This window comes from Janthinobacterium sp. BHSEK, assembly GCF_056174685.1.
In genome coordinates, this window is record NZ_JBWBYV010000081.1 from 1 (window position 1) to 18,069 (window position 18,069).

At 62.5% G+C, this 18,069-nt stretch carries 12 protein-coding genes; all 12 read left to right on the top strand.

What is annotated here, in order from left to right; all coding sequences use genetic code 11:
* The first annotated feature begins 32 nt into the window (after window positions 1-32).
* The 12 genes from AC0V2Y_RS23965 to AC0V2Y_RS24020 all read left to right on the top strand — a co-directional run bounded on the left by AC0V2Y_RS23965 (window position 33) and on the right by AC0V2Y_RS24020 (window position 18,063).
* Window positions 33-2,690 (top strand): TonB-dependent receptor, encoded by a 2,658-nt coding sequence (locus tag AC0V2Y_RS23965; RefSeq protein ID WP_475417092.1) that lies wholly within the window; start codon window positions 33-35, stop codon window positions 2,688-2,690.
* Between the two features lie 189 nt (window positions 2,691-2,879).
* Complete coding sequence (locus AC0V2Y_RS23970; RefSeq protein ID WP_475417091.1) at window positions 2,880-4,232, top strand: MFS transporter; 1,353 nt, start codon at window positions 2,880-2,882, stop codon at window positions 4,230-4,232.
* Window positions 4,233-4,256: 24 nt separating this feature from the next.
* On the top strand, window positions 4,257-5,204 hold the full coding sequence (locus AC0V2Y_RS23975) for a glycoside hydrolase family 43 protein (protein WP_475417090.1): 948 nt from the start codon (window positions 4,257-4,259) through the stop codon (window positions 5,202-5,204).
* A 17-nt stretch (window positions 5,205-5,221) separates the two neighbouring features.
* Window positions 5,222-6,292: an aldose epimerase family protein gene (locus AC0V2Y_RS23980; protein ID WP_475417089.1), complete on the top strand. Its 1,071-nt coding sequence runs from the start codon at window positions 5,222-5,224 to the stop codon at window positions 6,290-6,292.
* Between the two features lie 197 nt (window positions 6,293-6,489).
* The gene (locus AC0V2Y_RS23985; protein ID WP_475417088.1) at window positions 6,490-8,232 is read left to right on the top strand and encodes an IlvD/Edd family dehydratase; all 1,743 of its coding nucleotides are present in this window, start codon (window positions 6,490-6,492) and stop codon (window positions 8,230-8,232) included.
* A gap of 12 nt (window positions 8,233-8,244) precedes the next feature.
* A complete protein-coding gene (gene araD1 / locus AC0V2Y_RS23990; RefSeq protein ID WP_475417087.1) occupies window positions 8,245-9,237 on the top strand; it encodes an AraD1 family protein in 993 nt (330 codons plus the stop codon).
* Window positions 9,234-10,811, top strand: a complete 1,578-nt coding sequence (locus AC0V2Y_RS23995; protein WP_475417086.1) for an aldehyde dehydrogenase (NADP(+)) — start codon at window positions 9,234-9,236, stop codon at window positions 10,809-10,811. The genes araD1 and AC0V2Y_RS23995 overlap by 4 nt, the downstream gene beginning before the upstream one ends.
* An 85-nt stretch (window positions 10,812-10,896) precedes the next feature.
* On the top strand, window positions 10,897-11,664 hold the full coding sequence (locus AC0V2Y_RS24000; RefSeq protein ID WP_475417085.1) for an SDR family NAD(P)-dependent oxidoreductase: 768 nt from the start codon (window positions 10,897-10,899) through the stop codon (window positions 11,662-11,664).
* A 242-nt stretch (window positions 11,665-11,906) separates the two neighbouring features.
* Window positions 11,907-13,457, top strand: a complete 1,551-nt coding sequence (locus AC0V2Y_RS24005) for an alpha-N-arabinofuranosidase (RefSeq protein ID WP_475417084.1) — start codon at window positions 11,907-11,909, stop codon at window positions 13,455-13,457.
* A 65-nt stretch (window positions 13,458-13,522) separates the two neighbouring features.
* Complete coding sequence (locus AC0V2Y_RS24010; protein WP_475417083.1) at window positions 13,523-14,548, top strand: family 43 glycosylhydrolase; 1,026 nt, start codon at window positions 13,523-13,525, stop codon at window positions 14,546-14,548.
* 8 nt (window positions 14,549-14,556) lie between these two features.
* Window positions 14,557-16,923, top strand: a complete 2,367-nt coding sequence (locus tag AC0V2Y_RS24015; RefSeq protein ID WP_475417082.1) for a beta-L-arabinofuranosidase domain-containing protein — start codon at window positions 14,557-14,559, stop codon at window positions 16,921-16,923.
* A gap of 165 nt (window positions 16,924-17,088) precedes the next feature.
* Window positions 17,089-18,063, top strand: a complete 975-nt coding sequence (locus AC0V2Y_RS24020; RefSeq protein ID WP_475417081.1) for an ABC transporter substrate-binding protein — start codon at window positions 17,089-17,091, stop codon at window positions 18,061-18,063.
* Window positions 18,064-18,069: the final 6 nt, after the last annotated feature.

The window sequence follows — 18,069 nt, forward strand, 5'->3', positions numbered from 1 at the left end:
CACAAAAATATCAATACAATATCTGGAGATTCATGATGCGCAACGCCACCGGCCCGCTCGCGGCCACTTTCCCTCGTCCATTCATGTTGAAGGCAGCCGTTGCGGCATTGGCCGGTATCGGCTTGCTGAGCACGGCTTCGGTGTGGGCGCAGGAGGCGGTGGCGGCCGATGCCAGTGCCGAGCCTGCGGCGGAAGTGTCGGTCGTGACCGTCAGCGGCGTGCGCCGCTCGGCGCAAAATTCGCAGCAGATCAAGATGCGCTCGGACCAGGTCATCGATTCCATCGTCGCCGACGACATCGGCAAATTCCCCGATAACAACGTGGCCGAGACCCTGGCGCGCATTTCCGGCATCCAGATCCGCCGCGATTCGGGCGAAGCCAGCGCCGTCATGATCCGCGGCTTGCGCGATGTCACGACCCTGCTCAACGGCCGCGAGCTGTTCACCACCACGGGCCGCTATGTCAACCTGGCCGACATTCCCGCCACCATGCTGCAGCGCGTGGACGTGTACAAGTCGCAGGGCGCCGACCAGGTCGAAGGCGGTGTGGCCGGCATCATCGACGTGCGCACCAACCGTCCGTTCGACTTCAAGGAGTTCACGGCCAGCGTGAATACGCGTGCCGTCTACAGCGACAAATCGAAAGCCACGGACCCGAACGTCAGCGGCATGGTGGCGAACCGCTGGAAGACGGGCATCGGCGAGGTGGGCGCGCTGCTGGGCCTGTCGCAGCAGCAACACCGTTACCACGAGGAACGCGCGTTCAATACGGCGCCCGTGGACAAGAGTTATTTTTCGCCCGGCCTGACGGCGCCGGACCAGGTGGGCTTGTTGCCGATCAAGGGCGACCGCCGCCGCACGACCGCCAATGCCGTGTTGCAATGGCGCCCGAACGCCGACGTCGAACTGTATGCCGAAGGCATGGCCACGCGCTTCCTGCTCGATGCCGAGTCCGATTACTTCGTCGGCTTGCCCTGGTGGGGCACGCCCGTGTCGGCGACCAGGATTCCCGGCAGCAACCAACTGCAAACCCTGACCTCGACCAACGTCAACACCATCATGTCGACGCAGGCGAACAAGAACCAGACGAAGACGCACCAGTTTGCCGTGGGCGGCTTGTGGGATATCAACCCGGAATGGCGTTTCACGTCGGAAGTGGCCAGCACCAAAAGCACGTTCACATGGCGCAACCCCATCCTCGATGCCATCACGCAGGTGCCGAATGCCACCATCAATACCAACCAGAACGGTACCCTGCACGTCGACTACACGGGCATCGATTTGCAAGACCCGTCGAATTATTATTTGAAGGGCTTTTTCGACCGTTACGGCAAGGACCAGGGCAGCTCGAACGACCTGCGCGCCGACCTGGCGTACACGCCGAGCGCCGGCGGCATCTTCAAGGAAATCAGCGTCGGCGTGCGCGGCGTCAAGCGCGAAGCCGAATCGATCAAGAGTTTCGAGGGCAATGCGGAAGCACCGGACGTGTCCGGCGCCGCGTTTCCGTTTGGACGCCAGAGCGTGACGTCGATTCCGGGCCTCAATTGCCTGTCGGAATCGATGTCCGGCGGCGGCCCCGACTATGGCTTGAAGCAGTGGTACACGCCGTGCGCCAGCTTCCTGCTCAATAACACAGGCACCGTGCGCCAGGCCGTCACGGGCAGCAGCGCGGCGCGCGCCATGGATCCGGGTTCGTTCTTCAAGGATACGGAAAAAACGTATTCCATCTACACCAAGGCGAAGATCGCTTTTAAACTGGGCACCTACCCCGTCGACGGCACCGTGGGCGTGCGCGTCGTGCGCACGGAGCAAAGCCTGCAAGGCAATACTTCCGAGGATGGGGTCTACACGCCCGTCATCAGCGACACGGCCAGCACCGACGTGCTGCCGAGCGTGGCCCTGAAAATCAAGCTGCGCGCCGACCTGGTCGGCCGCTTCGCCGCGGGCCGCACCATCAGCCGCCCCGGCTTTTCCCAGTTGAACCCGGGCGTGGCCCTGGTCAACTCGACGGAAACGGTGAAGGCGACGGGCGCGGGCGGCAATCCGAACTTGAAGCCGGTAACGGGCGACAATGTCGATGCCGCGCTGGAATGGTATTTCGCGCCGGCCGGGTCCGTGACGGCCACCGTGTTCCACCACAAGTTCGACGGCTATATCCAGCAGCGCATTGCCAGCGAAACCATCGGCGGCAAGACCTACGATGTGGACCGCCCGTACAACACGGCCGCCGGCAAGCTGCAAGGCCTGGAAATCGGCTACCAGCAGTTTTATGACGGCTTGCCCGGCATCCTGAATGGCCTGGGCCTGCAGGCGAACGGCACCTACATGAGCGGCACCACCGACGACGTGACGGGCAGCCATGCCATCACGGGCGTGTCGCGCTATGCCTACAACCTGGTGCTGCTGTACGAAAAAGATGCGTGGTCGGGCCGCCTGGCCTACAACTGGCGCTCGAAATTCATCGACAGCTACAACCAGGGCGGCCCCGGCCTGGACTTGAAAGTGGCGCCGACGGCCCAGCTCGACGGTTCGCTGTCGTACAAGATCAACGAGCAGTTCACGGTGACTCTCGATGGCAATAACTTGCTTGATACCAAGTTCAAGGATTACTGGAACGAGCCGGGCGTGTATGCGCGCGATACGCGGCGTTATGACCGCACGGTAGGGTTATCGCTGCGCTGGAAGATGTAAAACGTCCATGGCTGCGTTGCCTTGCCTCGCCGTACTCCTCGTACTGTCTTCGGCAACGCGCCTTGCCCTGAACGTTTTACATGAGTGAAAAAAGCAGTATCCAAGGGCGTTGCCATGGTTTCGGCCGGCAGCGCCCCTGTCAGTTGGGCAGTCACGCACGATTCATCATCAAAAGAATGGACGGAAAGCATGGAGACGCAAAAATTATCCACCGTTGAAAAGGTCGGCTTCGGCGCCGGCGACATGGCGCTCAACGTCGTCATCTCGTCGATGATGCTGATCATCACCTTTTTCTATACCGATATCTATGGCTTGAAAACCACGGATCTTGCCCTGCTGTTCGTGGCCGTGAAAGTCATCGGCGCCATCGCCGACCTGGTCATGGGCCAGATCACCGACCGCTACAGCTTTGCCTCGGGCCGCTACCGCCCGTATCTGCTGTGGCTGGCCGTGCCGTATGGCGTCAGCGTCTTCTTCGTCTTCAGCACGCCCGAGTGGCAATATGACGCCAAGCTGATCTGGGCATATTCGACGTATATCCTGATGACCATCATGACGGCCGGCGTGGGCATTCCGTATATTTCCCTGATCAGCGGCCTCACCAGCGACCCGCAGGACCGCCTGTCGGCCAACGGCTACCGTTTGTTCTTCGCCAAGATCGGCGCCTTCATGGTGACCATCGTCGTGCCTATCCTGTCGCAACGCTGGGGCGGCGGCAACCCGGCCGTCGGCTACCAGGCGGCCATGGCCGTGATGGCCGTCATGGGCGTGGCCCTGTTCCTGTTCTGCTATTTTTCCACCACCGAGCGTGTCGTGCACGTGGTGGAAAAACAGTCCTTGCTGGAACAGTTGAAAGTGCTGCTGCAGAACGACCAGTGGCTGGTGCTGTGCGGCGTGTGCGTCACGGGCACCATCGGTTATGTGGTGCGCGGCTCCGTCGCCATTTATTACGCGAAATACTATCTGGGTGGCAATACGGAAACGGTGGCCGCCTTTTTGACCACGGGCGTGGTGGCCGCCATCCTGGCCATGATCGCCTCGACCTGGATCACCAAGTTCTACTGCAAGGTAAAGCTGTTCCGCTACACGCAGATCGGCGTCGCACTGATCAGCCTGGCGATCTATTTCTTCGTGAAGCCGAGCGACACCGTGCTGGCCTTCGCCCTGTATTTCCTGCTGTCCTTCGTGGTGGACTTGCATGCGCCCGTGTTCTGGTCGGCCATCGCGGAAACCATCGATTACGGTCAAGTCAAGACGGGCAAGCGCGTCTCCGGCTTCGCCTTTGGCGGCATTTCCGTCTGCCAGAAGGCGGGCATGGCGGTGGCGGGCGGCCTGGTGGGCGTGCTGCTCGCGTATTTCGACTACCAGCCCAACCATGAACAAACGCAATTCGCCCTGAACGGCATCGCCCTGATGCTGTCGGTCATCCCCGGCTTCTTCCACTTGCTGATGGGCTTGCTGATGTTCAAGTACCGCATCAGCGACAGCTATTACACGGGAGTGAAAACCGAAATGCACAAGCGCGGCTACGTGGCTGCGTAAGAATAATTGAATGGAGTAAGCAACATGGCAGACGTCTTGAAACCGCTGATCGAACAGCGCGCCGACCCGCATATCTACCGCCACAGCGACGGCTATTATTACTTTACGGCGTCCGTGCCCCAGTACGACCGCATCGAACTGCGCCGTGCCGCCAGCATCGCCGGCCTGGCCGACGCGCAAACGGTCGACGTGTGGCACAAGCCGGATACGGGGCCGTACAGCGAGCTGGTGTGGGCGCCCGAGCTGCACTTCAACCAGGGCGCCTGGTATGTGTATTTCGCCGCCGCGCCGAGCCGCGAAATCAAGCATAAGCTGTTCCAGCACCGCATGTATGCGATCCGTAACACGAACGCCAACCCGCTCGAAGGCGAATGGGAATTCATGGGACAGATCGACACGGGCATCGACACCTTTTGCCTGGATGCCACCACTTTTACGCACGACGGCGTGCTGTACTACCTGTGGGCGCAGAAGGATGTGGCCATCGAAGGCAATTCCAACCTCTACATCGCGCCGATGGCCACGCCGTGGCAGCTGGCCGGCCCGCCCGTGATGCTGAGCAAGCCGGAATTCGACTGGGAAATCCGCGGCTTCTGGGTCAACGAGGGACCGTCCGTGCTGAAACGCAATGGCAAGATCTTCATCAGCTATTCGGCCAGCGCCACCGATGAAAACTACGCGATGGGCTTGTTGTGGGCCGATGCCACGGCCGACCTGCTCGATCCGGCGGCGTGGACGAAGTCGCCCGCGCCCGTGTTTGCCACCTGCTACGAGCACGGCATCTACGGCCCTGGCCACAACAGCTTTACCACGGCCGCCGATGGCGACGGCGTATTGCTGGTGTACCATGCCCGCACCTACACGGAAATCGTCGGCGATCCCCTGTGGAACCCGGACCGCCATACCTTTGTGAAGCCGCTGCGCTGGGATGCGCAAGGCATGCCCGTGTTTGGCCGCTCATCGACCCTGTAAACCCTGGACCCGACGCCATGACCCCAGTTGATTCTGTTTCAGTGACGCAAGCGCCGTTCGGCGTCCTGCCCGGCGGCGACCACGTCACTGTGTTTACCCTGACGAACCGCCAGGGCATGCAAGTGAAAGTGCTCGACTTTGGCGCCATCATCAGCGAAATCCACGTGCCGGACCGCACTGGTGCCTTTGCCGACGTGGTGCTCGGATTCGAGCGCATCGAGCCGTATCTGCACAACGGCGCTTTCCTGGGCGCCGTCATCGGGCGCTACGGCAACCGCATCGCCGGGGGACGTTTCAGCCTCGACGGCAAGGATTACCAGCTGGCCGTCAACAACGCACCGAATCACTTGCATGGCGGAAACCAGGGCTACCACCAGGTGATGTGGCGGGCCGAACCGTTCACGAAGGAAGACGCCGTGGGCGTCACGTTCACGCGCAGCAGCCCGGACGGCGAAGACGGCTACCCGGGCAAGCTCGACGTCACGTTGACCTATGAACTGGACAACGACAATGCGCTGAGCCTGCGCTACCACGCCGTGACGGACCAGGCCACGCCCGTCAACCTGACCAACCACAGCTATTTCAACCTGGCAGGGCAGGGCCATATCCTCGGCCACGAAGTGTCCATCAATGCGGACCGTTACCTGCCCGTCGATGTCGGTTCGATTCCCACGGGCGAGCTGGCGGACGTCACCGGCACGCCATTCGACTTGCGCCAGAGCACGGTCATCGGCAGCAGCATTGACTTGCCGCACGAGCAAATCCGCATCGGCCGCGGCTACGACCATAACTTTGTGCTGAATCAACAACCCGGTCAGCTGCTGAACCTGGCGGCCACCGTGCGCGATCCGCAATCGGGCCGGGTGATGCAGGTGTACACGCAGGAACCGGGCATCCAGTTTTATTCCGGCAATTTCCTCGACAGCAGCCAGTACGGCAAGCTGCGCGCCATCAGCTACCGCAGCGCGCTGTGCCTGGAAACCCAGCATTTCCCCGATGCGCCGAACCAGGCGCATTTCCCGAACACCATCTTGCGCCCGGGCGAGGAATACCGGACGGAAACCGTCTACCGGTTTTCCGTAGAGTAATCGTCTAACCCCCAATACCTCCACGCCCTGCCGCCACGCGCCCGCAGGGCGTTTTCATTGGTGCATGCCGATATCGTTTTCGATATCGGAACGCATTAAAAATTGATTGGAAAGGCATGGCAGGATTCTTTAGTATTCCAACATCGCTGCCCGGGCCGACGACCTTAGATCCGGCATGGCACAACCAGGAGAATGGCATGTCTGAGACAAAAAAGAAGGTGGCCCTGCGCTCGGCCGAGTGGTTCGGCTCGCAGGACAAGAACGGCTTCATGTACCGCAGCTGGATGAAAAACCAGGGCATACCTGACCACGAATTTCACGGCAAGCCCATCATCGGCATCTGCAATACCTGGTCCGAACTGACCCCCTGCAACGCGCATTTCCGCCAGCTGGCCGAGCACGTCAAGCGCGGCATCCTGGAAGCGGGCGGTTTCCCAGTGGAATTCCCCGTCTTCTCGAACGGCGAATCGAATCTGCGCCCGACAGCCATGCTGACGCGCAACCTGGCGTCGATGGACGTGGAAGAGTCGATCCGCGGCAATCCGATGGACGCCGTCGTGCTGCTGGTCGGCTGCGACAAGACGACACCGGCATTGCTGATGGGCGCGGCCAGCGTCGACATCCCCACCATCGTCGTCAGCGGCGGCCCCATGCTGAACGGCAAGCTGAACGGCAAGGACATCGGTTCCGGCACGGCCGTATGGCAGTTGCACGAGCAGATGAAGGCGGGATCGATCACCTTGCACCAGTTCATGTCGGCCGAATCGGGCATGTCGCGCTCGGCAGGCACCTGCAACACCATGGGTACGGCCTCGACCATGGCCAGCATGGCCGAAGCGCTGGGCACGTCCTTGCCGCACAACGCGGCCATTCCCGCCGTCGATTCGCGCCGCTACGTGCTGGCGCATATGTCGGGCATCCGCATCGTTGAAATGGTGCACGAAGACCTGCGCCTGTCGAAAGTGCTGACGCGCGAGGCGTTTGAAAACGCCATCAAGGTCAATGCGGCCATCGGCGGCTCGACCAATGCCGTGATCCATTTGAAAGCCATTGCTGGGCGCATCGGCGTGCCGCTGGAGCTGGAAGACTGGACGAAAACGGGCCGCGGCACGCCGACCATCGTCGACCTGCTGCCGTCGGGCCGTTTCCTGATGGAAGAGTTTTACTACGCGGGCGGCTTGCCGGCCGTGATACGCCGCCTGGGCGAGGGTGACTTGCTGCCGCACAAGAATGCCTTGACCGTCAACGGCAAGTCGATCTGGGACAACTGCGTCGAAGCGCCGATCTACAACGATGAAGTCGTGCGCACCCTGGACAATCCATTGCTGGCCGATGGCGGCATCTGCGTATTGCGCGGCAACCTGGCGCCGCGCGGCGCCGTCCTGAAACCATCGGCCGCCTCGCCGCATCTGATGCAGCACCGGGGCAAGGCCGTCGTGTTTGAAGACTTTGAACATTACAAGGCGCGCATCGTTGATCCGGATCTCGACGTCGATGCCAATTCCGTGCTGGTGATGAAAAACTGCGGCCCGAAAGGCTATCCGGGCATGGCCGAAGTGGGCAACATGGGCTTGCCGCCGAAACTGCTGGCGCAAGGCATTACCGACATGGTGCGCATTTCGGACGCGCGCATGAGCGGCACCGCCTACGGCACCGTCGTCCTGCACGTGGCGCCGGAAGCCATGGCCGGCGGCCCGCTGGGTATTGTGCGCGATGGCGACATGATCGCCCTCGATTGCCACGCCGGCAGCCTGAACATCGACATCAGCGACGCGGAAATCGCCGAGCGCCTGGCGGCCCGCGAACTGGGCAGTGCGCCCGGACCGAAGAGCGGCTACCAGCAGCTGTACATCGAACACGTGTTGCAAGCCGACGAAGGCTGCGATTTCGACTTCCTGGTCGGCAATCGCGGTTCCGCCGTGCCGCGCCACTCACATTAAGCGGAGAATCCCATGCTGTTGCTGCAATTTACGAATGAACATGGCGGCCGCCTCGTCGGCCTGCTGCAAGACGACGTCATCCGCGTTATCGAAGGCTACAACACGACGTATGCGCTGGCGCAAGACGCCATCCGCAAGAAGGTGAGCCTGGCGGAACTGGTGAACGCCAGCGTCGGCAACGCCACGCATGCGTATGCGGACGTGGCCGCCAGCGGCCGCCTGCTGGCGCCGCTTGACCATGCGGACGAGGCGCATTGCTACGTGACGGGCACGGGCCTGACCCACCTGGGCAGCGCCGGCGCGCGCGACGCCATGCACAAGAAGATCGGCGGCGACGCCGAGTCCCTGAGCGACTCTATGAAAATGTTCCGCCTGGGCGTGGAAGGCGGCAAGCCTGAAGCAGATACGGCGGGCGCCCAGCCCGAGTGGTTCTACAAGGGCGACGGCTCCATCGTGCGCGCTGGCGGCCAGCCCCTGCGCATGCCCGACTTTGCCCTGGACGGCGGCGAAGAGCCGGAAATCGCCGGCCTGTACGTGATCGGCGACGACGGCCAGCCTTACCGGGTCGGCTACGCCATCGGCAATGAGTTCTCGGACCACGTGACGGAACGCCAGAACTATCTGTACCTGGCCCACTCGAAGCTGCGCATGTGCAGCGTGGGTCCGGCCCTGCTGGTAGGCGAATTGCCCGCGCACATCGCCGGCAGCTCGCGTGTGCTCGATGCGGCCGGCAATGTGCGCTGGGAAAAAGCGTTCGTCAGCGGCGAAGACAATATGTCGCACACGATCGCCAACCTCGAGCACCATCACTTCAAGTATCCGCTGTTCAAGCGCCCTGGCGACGTGCACGTGCACTTCTTCGGCACGGCCACCCTGAGCTTTGCCGATGGCGTCAGCGTGGCGCCGGGCGAAACCTTTGAAATCGAAGCGCCGGCCTTTGGCCCTGCCCTGCGCAACCGCCTCGACCTCTTCCCAACCGAATTTGCGAAAGTGAGCACATTATGAGTTTCAATATCACCGGTGAGGCATTGATCGGCGGCGTCGCCGTTAAGGGCAATGGCGGCTCCTTCGAAGCCTGGGATCCGGCCGCGCGCGCGCACATCGCGCCCGCCTTCCACATGGTTGACGTGGCGCAAATCGACGAGGCTTGCCGTCTGGCGCAAGCCGCCTTCGACCCGTTCCGCGCCACCACGGATGCCGAGCGCGCCGACTTTTTAGATACCATCGCCGCGCAAATCGGCGAACTGGGCGATGACTTGATCGTGCGCGCCATGACGGAAAGCGGCTTGCCGCGCGCGCGCCTGGAAGGCGAACGCGGCCGCACCGTGGGTCAATTAAAACTGTTCGCCGGCCTGCTGCGCGAAGGCTCGTGGACCGATGCGCGCATCGATTCGGCCTTGCCCGACCGCGTGCCGCCCCGTCCTGATTTGCGCTTGCGCATGATCGGCCTGGGTCCCGTCGCCGTGTTTGCGGCCAGTAACTTCCCGCTGGCTTTTTCCGTGGCCGGCGGCGATACGGCCTCGGCCCTGGCGGCCGGCTGCCCCGTCGTGCTGAAAGCCCATTCGGCCCATCCGGGCACGTCCGAGCTGGTGGCGCGCGCCATCGTCAAGGCGATTGCCCTCTGCCAGCTGCCGGCCGGCGTGTTCGCCTTGCTGACGGGCACGGGCAATGGCATCGGCCAGGCGCTGGTCGCCCATCCGGCCATCCAGGCCGTCGGTTTCACGGGTTCGCGTTCGGGCGGCATCGCCCTGATGAAGGTGGCGGCCGAACGCCCGCAGCCGATCCCCGTGTATGCGGAAATGAGCAGCATCAACCCCGTGTTTGTGCTGCCGCAAGCTTTGGCCGCTCGTGGCGCGGCGATCGCCAGCGGTTTTGCTGCCTCGCTGACGATGGGCGTGGGCCAGTTCTGCACCAATCCCGGCCTCGTGCTGGGTCTGGAAGGCCCTGACTTCACGGCGTTTGCCGCCGCCGCCGCCGAAGCGCTGGCGCCGGCTCCGGCCGCCACCATGTTGACGGCCGGCATCGCCAGCAGCTATGCCAAGGGCGTGGCCGCGCTGGCGCAGCATGCCGATGTCACGCCGCTGGTGCGAAACACGGGCGACGAAGGCAAGGGCGCCGCGGCCCTGTTCGTCACCTCGGGCGAGGCGTTTTTGGCCAGGCACGATCTGCGCGACGAAGTGTTCGGTCCCGCTTCCCTGCTGGTGGCGTGCCGCGACATGGAGCAAATGCTGGCGATCACGGAAAGCCTGGAAGGCCAGCTGACGGCCACCCTGCAGATGGATGCGGGCGACCTGGAAGACGCGCGCCGCTTGCTGCCCGTGCTGGAACGCCGCGTGGGCCGCATCCTGGCCAACGGTTTCCCGACGGGCGTGGAAGTGTCGACGGCGATGGTGCACGGCGGCCCGTTCCCGGCCACCTCGGACGGCCGCAGCACCTCGGTTGGCACGGCGGCCATCAACCGCTTCCTGCGTCCCGTGTCCTACCAGAACCTGCCGCAGGACTTGCTGCCGGAGTCGCTGCGCGACGATAATCCGCTCAGTATCTGGCGCCGCAAGGATGGCGTGCTGGGCAAGGACTAAAACCTGCTGTGCGGCGGGCCAGCGGGCCTTGCCGCGCCAGTGTGTGTTGCACGTAGTACATAAAAAATAGACAGGTGGAGACAAGATGAAGCAATTGGCGAAATATGGCAGCTTGCAAGGCAAGCGCGTGTTCATCACGGGCGGCGGCAGCGGCATCGGCGAATCCCTGGTGGCGGAGTTTGCCGCCCAGGGCGCCGTAGTGGCGTTTGTCGATATCGCCGTGGAAGCGAGCGAGGCCCTGTGCCGCCGCCTGGCCGAAGCGGGCTGGACGGCGCCCGTGTTCCGTCATTGCGACATCACGGATATTGCCTCCCTGCAAGCCGTCATGGCCGAACTGGCCGATCAACTGGGCGATTTCGATATCCTCGTCAACAATGCGGCCAACGACCAGCGCCACCAGGCGCAGGACGTGACCCTGGAATACTGGAACGAGCGCATTGCGATCAATCAACGTCCCATGTTCTTCACCTGCCAGGCCGTCTTCGAAGGCATGAAGCGCAAGGGCGGCGGTTCCATCATCAACGTCAGCTCGATTTCCTGGCACATGAAGTCGGGCGGCTACCCTGTGTACGCCACCACCAAGGCGGCCGTCGTGGGCCTCACGCGGGGCCTGGCGCGCGACTATGGCGCCCACAATATCCGCGTCAACACGGTCACGCCCGGCTGGGTCATGACGCAGCGCCAGATCGAGCTGTGGGTCGATGACGCGGCGGAAGCGGAAATCAAGAAAAGCCAGTGCCTGCCGAATAAACTGATGCCGCAGGACATCGCCGCCATGGTGTTGTTCCTTGCCTCCGATGACGGCGCGATGTGCTCCAGTCAGGAATTCATCGTCGATGCCGGCTGGGTCTGACAAAACGTCCAGGGCGTTGTTGCAGGGGCGGAAGTCATCGTACTGATGTACTAGCGTACTGTCTTCGACGCTGCGCCTAGCCCTGGGCGTTTTGTCGGGCGCGGGTTTTTCCGCAGCTACCCCTTTCCCTTTTGCAACACCGCTCTTGCCGCCCCAACCCCGCGGCAGGAGAGGCATCGCCACATCCAGATTTTGCCGGGGTTGACCCGGCCCTTGCTTTTCACTAAAAAACAGGAGACAGCATGAAATTCATCCATACCAGCATCGTGGCCCTCAGCCTGGCCATGGCCGTCGGCGGCGCCTTTGCCGCGCCCGTCAAGGTCACCATCGATGTGGCCAAGTCCGGTCCCGTGATCAACAAGAACGTGTATGGCCAGTTCGCCGAACACCTGGGCACCGGCATCTACGAAGGCATGTGGGTGGGGCCGGAGTCCAGCATTCCGAACACCAAGGGCTGGCGCAATGACGTGCTGGGCGCGCTGAAACAGTTGCACGTGCCGCTGGTGCGCTGGCCGGGCGGCTGTTTTGCCGATGAATACCACTGGAAGGATGGCATCGGCCCGCGCGAGAAGCGCCCGACCAAGGTCAATACCAACTGGGGCGGCGTGGAAGAGTCGAACGCCGTCGGCACGCACGAATTCTTCGACCTGGCCGAGCTCTTGGGCGCACAGACCTATATCAACGGCAACCTCGGTTCGGGCACGCCGCAGGAAATGTCCGAATGGCTCGAATACATGACCTCGGACAGCAAATCCACCCTGACCGAGCTGCGCCGCAAGAATGGCCGCGCGCAGCCATACAAGGTCGATTACTTTGGCATCGGCAATGAAGCCTGGGGTTGCGGCGGCAACATGCGCCCGCAGTACTACGCCGACCTGTACAAGCACTATCACACCTTCATGAAGACGCCGGAAAGCGCCCGCCCGAAATTCATCGCCAGCGGCGGCAATGACGACGACATCAGCTGGTCCAGCACCCTGAGCCGCGAAATCAAGCCGAACATGATGGACGCCATCAGTTTCCACTACTACACGGTGCCGACCGGCGTGTGGGAAAAGAAGGGCGCCGCCACGGGCTTTGGCGAAAACGAGTGGATTTCCACCCTGAGCCGCACCTTGCGCATCGATAGCTTGATCAAGAACAATCTCGCCGCCATCGACAAGAACGACCCGTCGAAAAAGACGGGCCTGTACGTCGATGAATGGGGCACCTGGTACGACGTGGAACCGGGCACCAACACGGGCTTCCTGTTCCAGCAAAACAGCTTGCGCGACGCGCTCGTCGCCGCCCTGAACTTCAATATCTTCCACGCCCATGCGGACCGCGTGCGCATGACGAATATCGCGCAAATGGTCAACGTGCTGCAGGCGATGATCATCACGGACAAGGACAAATATTTCCTCACGCCGACGTATCACGCGTTTGAAATGTACGTGCCGTTCCAGGACGCCACTTCGCTGCCGGTCGCCATTCACGGCAATGGCAAGTACAGCCTGGGCAAGGTCAGCATTCCTGAAGTGAGCGCCTCGGCCGCGCGTGGCAAGGATGGCAAGGTGTACTTGTCCCTGGTCAACACGAACCCGCACAAGGCCGTCGACGTCAACGTAGCACTGGCGGGCAAGCAAGTGGCCAGCGTGAACGGCCGCGTGCTGACCGCAGGCAAGATGGATGCCGTCAACAGCTTTGCGCAACCGCAAGCCGTGCAGCCGGTGGCGTTCAATGCCCAGGCGCAGGGCGGCAAGCTGACCGTGTCGGTGCCCGCCAAGGCCGTCGTGGTGGTGGCGGTCGAATAAACCTGCCGATTTTGAGGTATCCAGCCGGCCCGCATGACGGGCCGGCTGGCCATGTGGAGAACACGATGCAATTTTCGACAATGATGGCCTTGGCGGCCATACTTGCCTTCAGCCCCGTCCAGGCGGCCCAGGTCAGCGTACACGACCCCGTGATGGCCAGGGAAGGCGACACGTATTATTTGTACAGCACGGGCCCCGGCATTACCTTCTACAGCTCGAAAAACATGGTCGACTGGCAGCCGGAAGGGCGCGTCTTCGCGGGCCAGCCGACCTGGGCCAAGACGGCCGCGCCATCGTTTGACGACCATATCTGGGCGCCCGACGTCCAGTTCCATGACGGCAAATATTACCTGTACTACTCGGTGTCCGGCTTCGGCAAGAACACCTCCGGCATCGGCGTGACCGTCAACACCACCCTGAACCCCCGCTCGCCCGCTTACCGCTGGGTCGACCAGGGCATGCTGCTGCAATCGGTGCCCGAGCGCGACGAGTGGAACGCCATCGATTCGAACATCGTCACCGATGCCAAAGGCACGCCGTGGATGGCCTTCGGCTCGTTCTGGAACGGCATCAAGCTGGTGAAACTCAACGCGGACTGGAAAACCATTGCGGAACCGCAAGAGTGGCATTCGCTGGCGCGCCGGGCGCCGCTGCCGCCACGGGCCGGCGAATTCAAGCCCGCGCCCGAGGAAATCGAGGCGCCGTTCATCTTCCAGCGTGGCAACGATTACTTCCTCTTCGTCTCCTGGGGCCTGTGTTGCCAGAAGGAAAAAAGCACGTATCACCTGGCCGTGGGCCGTGCCAGCAGCGTGACGGGGCCCTACCTGGACAAGGGTGGCCGCGACATGGCGCAGGGCGGCGGCACGGTGGTCTTGAAAGGCGACAAGGATTGGACGGGCCTGGGCCACAACAGCGCCTATACCTTTGACGGCAAGGATTATCTGGTGCTGCACGCCTACGAGACGGCGGATAACTATTTGCAGAAGCTCAAGATATTGCCCATGACGTGGGACAAGGACGGCTGGCCGCAGGTGGACCCACGCGACTTGAATCGCTACCAGAGCCGTGAATTGCCGGCCGCCAAGCCCTAGGGGCCGCCATGAAAACAACCTGGTTGATGCTGGCGCTGGCCGCCGGCGGGCTGCTCACGCCCGGCTTGCAGGCGGCCCAGCTGTTTCCTCTCTCGTCCGTGCGCCTGGGAGCGGGGCCGTTTCTCGATGCGCAGACGACGGACTTGCAGTATCTGCTGGCCTTCGAACCGGATAGACTGCTGGCGCCATTTCGCCGCGAGGCGGGCTTGCCGCAGATCCAGCCCAGCTATGGCAACTGGGAATCGACGGGCCTCGACGGTCACATGGGCGGGCATTATCTGTCCGCGCTGGCCTTGATGGTGGCGTCCACGGGCGACGCCCAGGCGCGCGCACGCCTCGATTACATGCTGGCGCAGCTGAAGCAATGCCAGGACGCCAATGGCAATGGCTACCTGGGCGGCATCCCGGACGGCGATGCCGCCTGGCAAGCCGTGGCCCGGGGCGAGATGCAGGCCGACACCTTCTCCGTCAACGGTAAATGGGTGCCGTGGTACAACCTGCACAAGGTATTCGCCGGCTTGCGCGACGCCTACCAGTACGCCGGCAATGTCGAGGCGAAGGCCATGCTGATCGCCTTGTCGGACTGGGCCGTGAAACTCTCGGCCTCCTTGTCCGACGCGCAGATGCAGGCCATGCTGCGCGCCGAGCACGGCGGCATGAACGAGGTGCTGGCCGACGTCTATGCGATGACGGGCGAGCAAAAGTATCTGGACCTGGCCGTGCGCTTCTCGCATCAAGCGGTCTTGCAACCGTTGGCGGCGCAACAGGACAAGCTGACGGGCCTGCATGCGAATACGCAAATCCCGAAAGTCATCGGCTTCGAGCGCATCGGCGCCTTGACGGGCCGGCGCGACTGGCAGCAGGCGGCGCAATTCTTTTGGCAAACCGTGCACGACAAGCGCACGGTGGCCATCGGCGGCAACAGCGTCAAGGAACATTTCCACGACGAACACGACTTTTCTTCGATGGTGGAAGAGGTGGAAGGGCCGGAAACTTGCAATACCTACAATATGCTCAAGCTCACGCAGCAGCTGTTCCGCCGAGACGAGCAGGTCCAATACGCGGATTACTACGAGCGCGCCCTGTACAACCATATCCTGTCGTCGCAGCGGCCCGGCACGGGCGGCTTCGTGTATTTCACGCCCATGCGCCCGAACCACTACCGCGTGTATTCGCAAGTGGACAAGGGCATGTGGTGCTGCGTGGGTTCCGGCATCGAAAGCCAGGCCAAATATGGCGAATTCATCTACGCTCACGACGCCGACCTCCTGTACGTGAACCTGTTCATGGCGTCCACCCTGGACTGGCAGGAGCAGGGCGTCAAGATTATCCAGAGCACGCAGTTCCCTGACCGCGACACGACGCGCATCACGCTTGGCCAATTCACGGGCAATAAAACCTTCAGCCTGAAGATCCGCTACCCGCAGTGGGTAGCCAGGGGCAAGCTGCGCGTCAAGCTCAATGGCAAGGCCCTGCGCGTGTCCGGCGCGCCCGGTGAATATGTGACCATTGCGCGCGCCTGGAAAACGGGCGACACGGTTGACGTCACACTGCCGATGACGACGCGCCTGGAGCAGATGCCGGACCAGTCGAATTACTATGCCGTGCTGCACGGCCCCATCGTGCTGGCCGCCAGGACGCAGCCGTACGCGAATGAACAACTGAACTATTTTGCCGATGACTCGCGCATGGGCCATATCGCTCAGGGGCAAGTGTGTCCGCTGGAATCGTCGCCGCTGTTCGTTAGCGATCAGAAGGATTTCATGCGGAGAATCCGCCCCGTGAAAGGCCAGCCGCTGACGTTTACTGCGCCCGGGCTGATCCAGGGCAAGGATGCGGCGGCGATAAAACTGATCCCGTTCTTCCGCCTGCACGACTCGCGCTACATGCTGTACTGGCCTGTCTCCACGCCCGCGAAACTGGCGCAGCTGCAGGACGCCACGCGCCAGGCGGAAGCGCAGCGACTGGCGCTCGACGCGCTCACCATCGACCAGGTGGCGCCGGGACAGCAGCAGCCGGAATCCGACCATTTTTTCCAGGCCGAAGGGGGCGAGAACGGCATCAACAAGGGCCGGCACTGGCGCCATGCGACGGGCTGGTTCAGCTATGACCTCAGCGACCCGAAGAGCGAAGCGGCAACCCTGCGCCTGACCCTGTCCACCCTCGATGCGGGCCGCGTGTTCGACGTGCTGCTCAACGGCGTCAAGCTGCAGACGGTAGCCGTGGCGGCCGATGCGCCGCAGGAACTGTATACGGTGGATATCGCCGTGCCTGCGGCTTTGGTAGCGGCCGCCAAGGGCAAGCTGGTCGTGAAATTTGTCGCCGGCAAGGACTCCGTGGCGGGCGGCCTGTACGGGCTGCGCCTGCTGCGCTGACGGGGAGGGGAGGATGGCCTCCCTCTACCGATACGCAAATCGGTATCGCAAGCGAAAAAGAATTGATTGGATGGCTATGTTGCTTTCTCCTACCATGGGTTCATAAAAAACCGCCCATCCGGCATCCGGCTGTGATGGTATTCCAATAAAAAACTGGAGACAAGAATGACCTTGAGCCGCCGCACCCTCCTCGCCAGCGCCATGCTGCTGGCCGCTTCCGCCACCACCTTCGCCACGCCTTCCGCGTTTGCCGCCAAGCCCCTCGTCATGGGCTTTTCGCAGGTGGGCGCCGAGAGCGAATGGCGCACCGCCAATACCGTCTCCATCAAGGAGGCGGCCAAGAAAGATGGCGTCACCCTGAAATTTGCCGATGCGCAGCAAAAGCAGGAAAACCAGGTCAAGGCGCTGCGCTCGTTCATCGCGCAAAAGGTCGACGTGATCGCCTTTTCGCCCGTCGTGGAATCGGGCTGGGATACCGTCTTGCGCGAAGCCAAGGCCGCCAAGATCCCCGTCATCCTGACGGACCGCGCCGTCAACGTGGCCGATAAATCGCTGTACGTGACCTTCATCGGTTCGGACTTCGTGGAAGAGGGCCGCCGCGCCGGCCAGTGGCTGCTCGAGCACGCCAAGAAAACCCCGGATGCCACGCTGAATATCGTCGAGCTGCAGGGCACGGTCGGTTCCGCGCCCGCCATCGACCGCAAGGCCGGCTTCCTGGAAGTGGTGGGCAAGAATCCGAAGATGAAGATCATCCGTTCGCAAACGGGCGACTTTACGCGCGCCAAGGGCAAGGAAGTGATGGAAGCGTTCCTGAAGGCGGAAGGCAAGAAGATCAACGTGCTGTACGCACACAATGACGACATGGCCATCGGCGCCATCCAGGCCATCGAAGAAGCGGGCATGAAGCCGGGCAAGGACATCATCATCATCTCGATCGATGGCGTCAAAGGCGCGTTCGAAGCCATGATCGCCGGCAAGCTGAACGTCACCGTCGAGTGCAGCCCGCTGCTGGGTCCGCAATTGATGTCCATCGCCCGCGACGTGGTGGCCGGCAAACCCGTGCCGGCGCGCATCACGACGGTGGAAGGCGTGTTCCCTGCCGAGGTGGCCGCCAAGGAATTTCCTAACCGTAAGTACTAAGCTTGC

Bases quoted from the DNA above. Each gene is read 5' to 3' on its own strand.
- AC0V2Y_RS23995 (WP_475417086.1), top strand. From the start codon at position 9,234: ATGAGTTTCAATATCACCGGTGAGGCATTGATCGGCGGCGTCGCCGTT.
- AC0V2Y_RS23985 (WP_475417088.1), top strand. From the start codon at position 6,490: ATGTCTGAGACAAAAAAGAAGGTGGCCCTGCGCTCGGCCGAGTGGTTC.
- AC0V2Y_RS23980 (WP_475417089.1), top strand. From the start codon at position 5,222: ATGACCCCAGTTGATTCTGTTTCAGTGACGCAAGCGCCGTTCGGCGTC.
- AC0V2Y_RS24015 (WP_475417082.1), top strand. From the start codon at position 14,557: ATGAAAACAACCTGGTTGATGCTGGCGCTGGCCGCCGGCGGGCTGCTC.
- AC0V2Y_RS24010 (WP_475417083.1), top strand. From the start codon at position 13,523: ATGCAATTTTCGACAATGATGGCCTTGGCGGCCATACTTGCCTTCAGC.
- AC0V2Y_RS24000 (WP_475417085.1), top strand. From the start codon at position 10,897: ATGAAGCAATTGGCGAAATATGGCAGCTTGCAAGGCAAGCGCGTGTTC.
- AC0V2Y_RS24005 (WP_475417084.1), top strand. From the start codon at position 11,907: ATGAAATTCATCCATACCAGCATCGTGGCCCTCAGCCTGGCCATGGCC.
- AC0V2Y_RS23975 (WP_475417090.1), top strand. From the start codon at position 4,257: ATGGCAGACGTCTTGAAACCGCTGATCGAACAGCGCGCCGACCCGCAT.
- AC0V2Y_RS24020 (WP_475417081.1), top strand. From the start codon at position 17,089: ATGACCTTGAGCCGCCGCACCCTCCTCGCCAGCGCCATGCTGCTGGCC.
- AC0V2Y_RS23970 (WP_475417091.1), top strand. From the start codon at position 2,880: ATGGAGACGCAAAAATTATCCACCGTTGAAAAGGTCGGCTTCGGCGCC.
- araD1 (WP_475417087.1), top strand. From the start codon at position 8,245: ATGCTGTTGCTGCAATTTACGAATGAACATGGCGGCCGCCTCGTCGGC.
- AC0V2Y_RS23965 (WP_475417092.1), top strand. From the start codon at position 33: ATGATGCGCAACGCCACCGGCCCGCTCGCGGCCACTTTCCCTCGTCCA.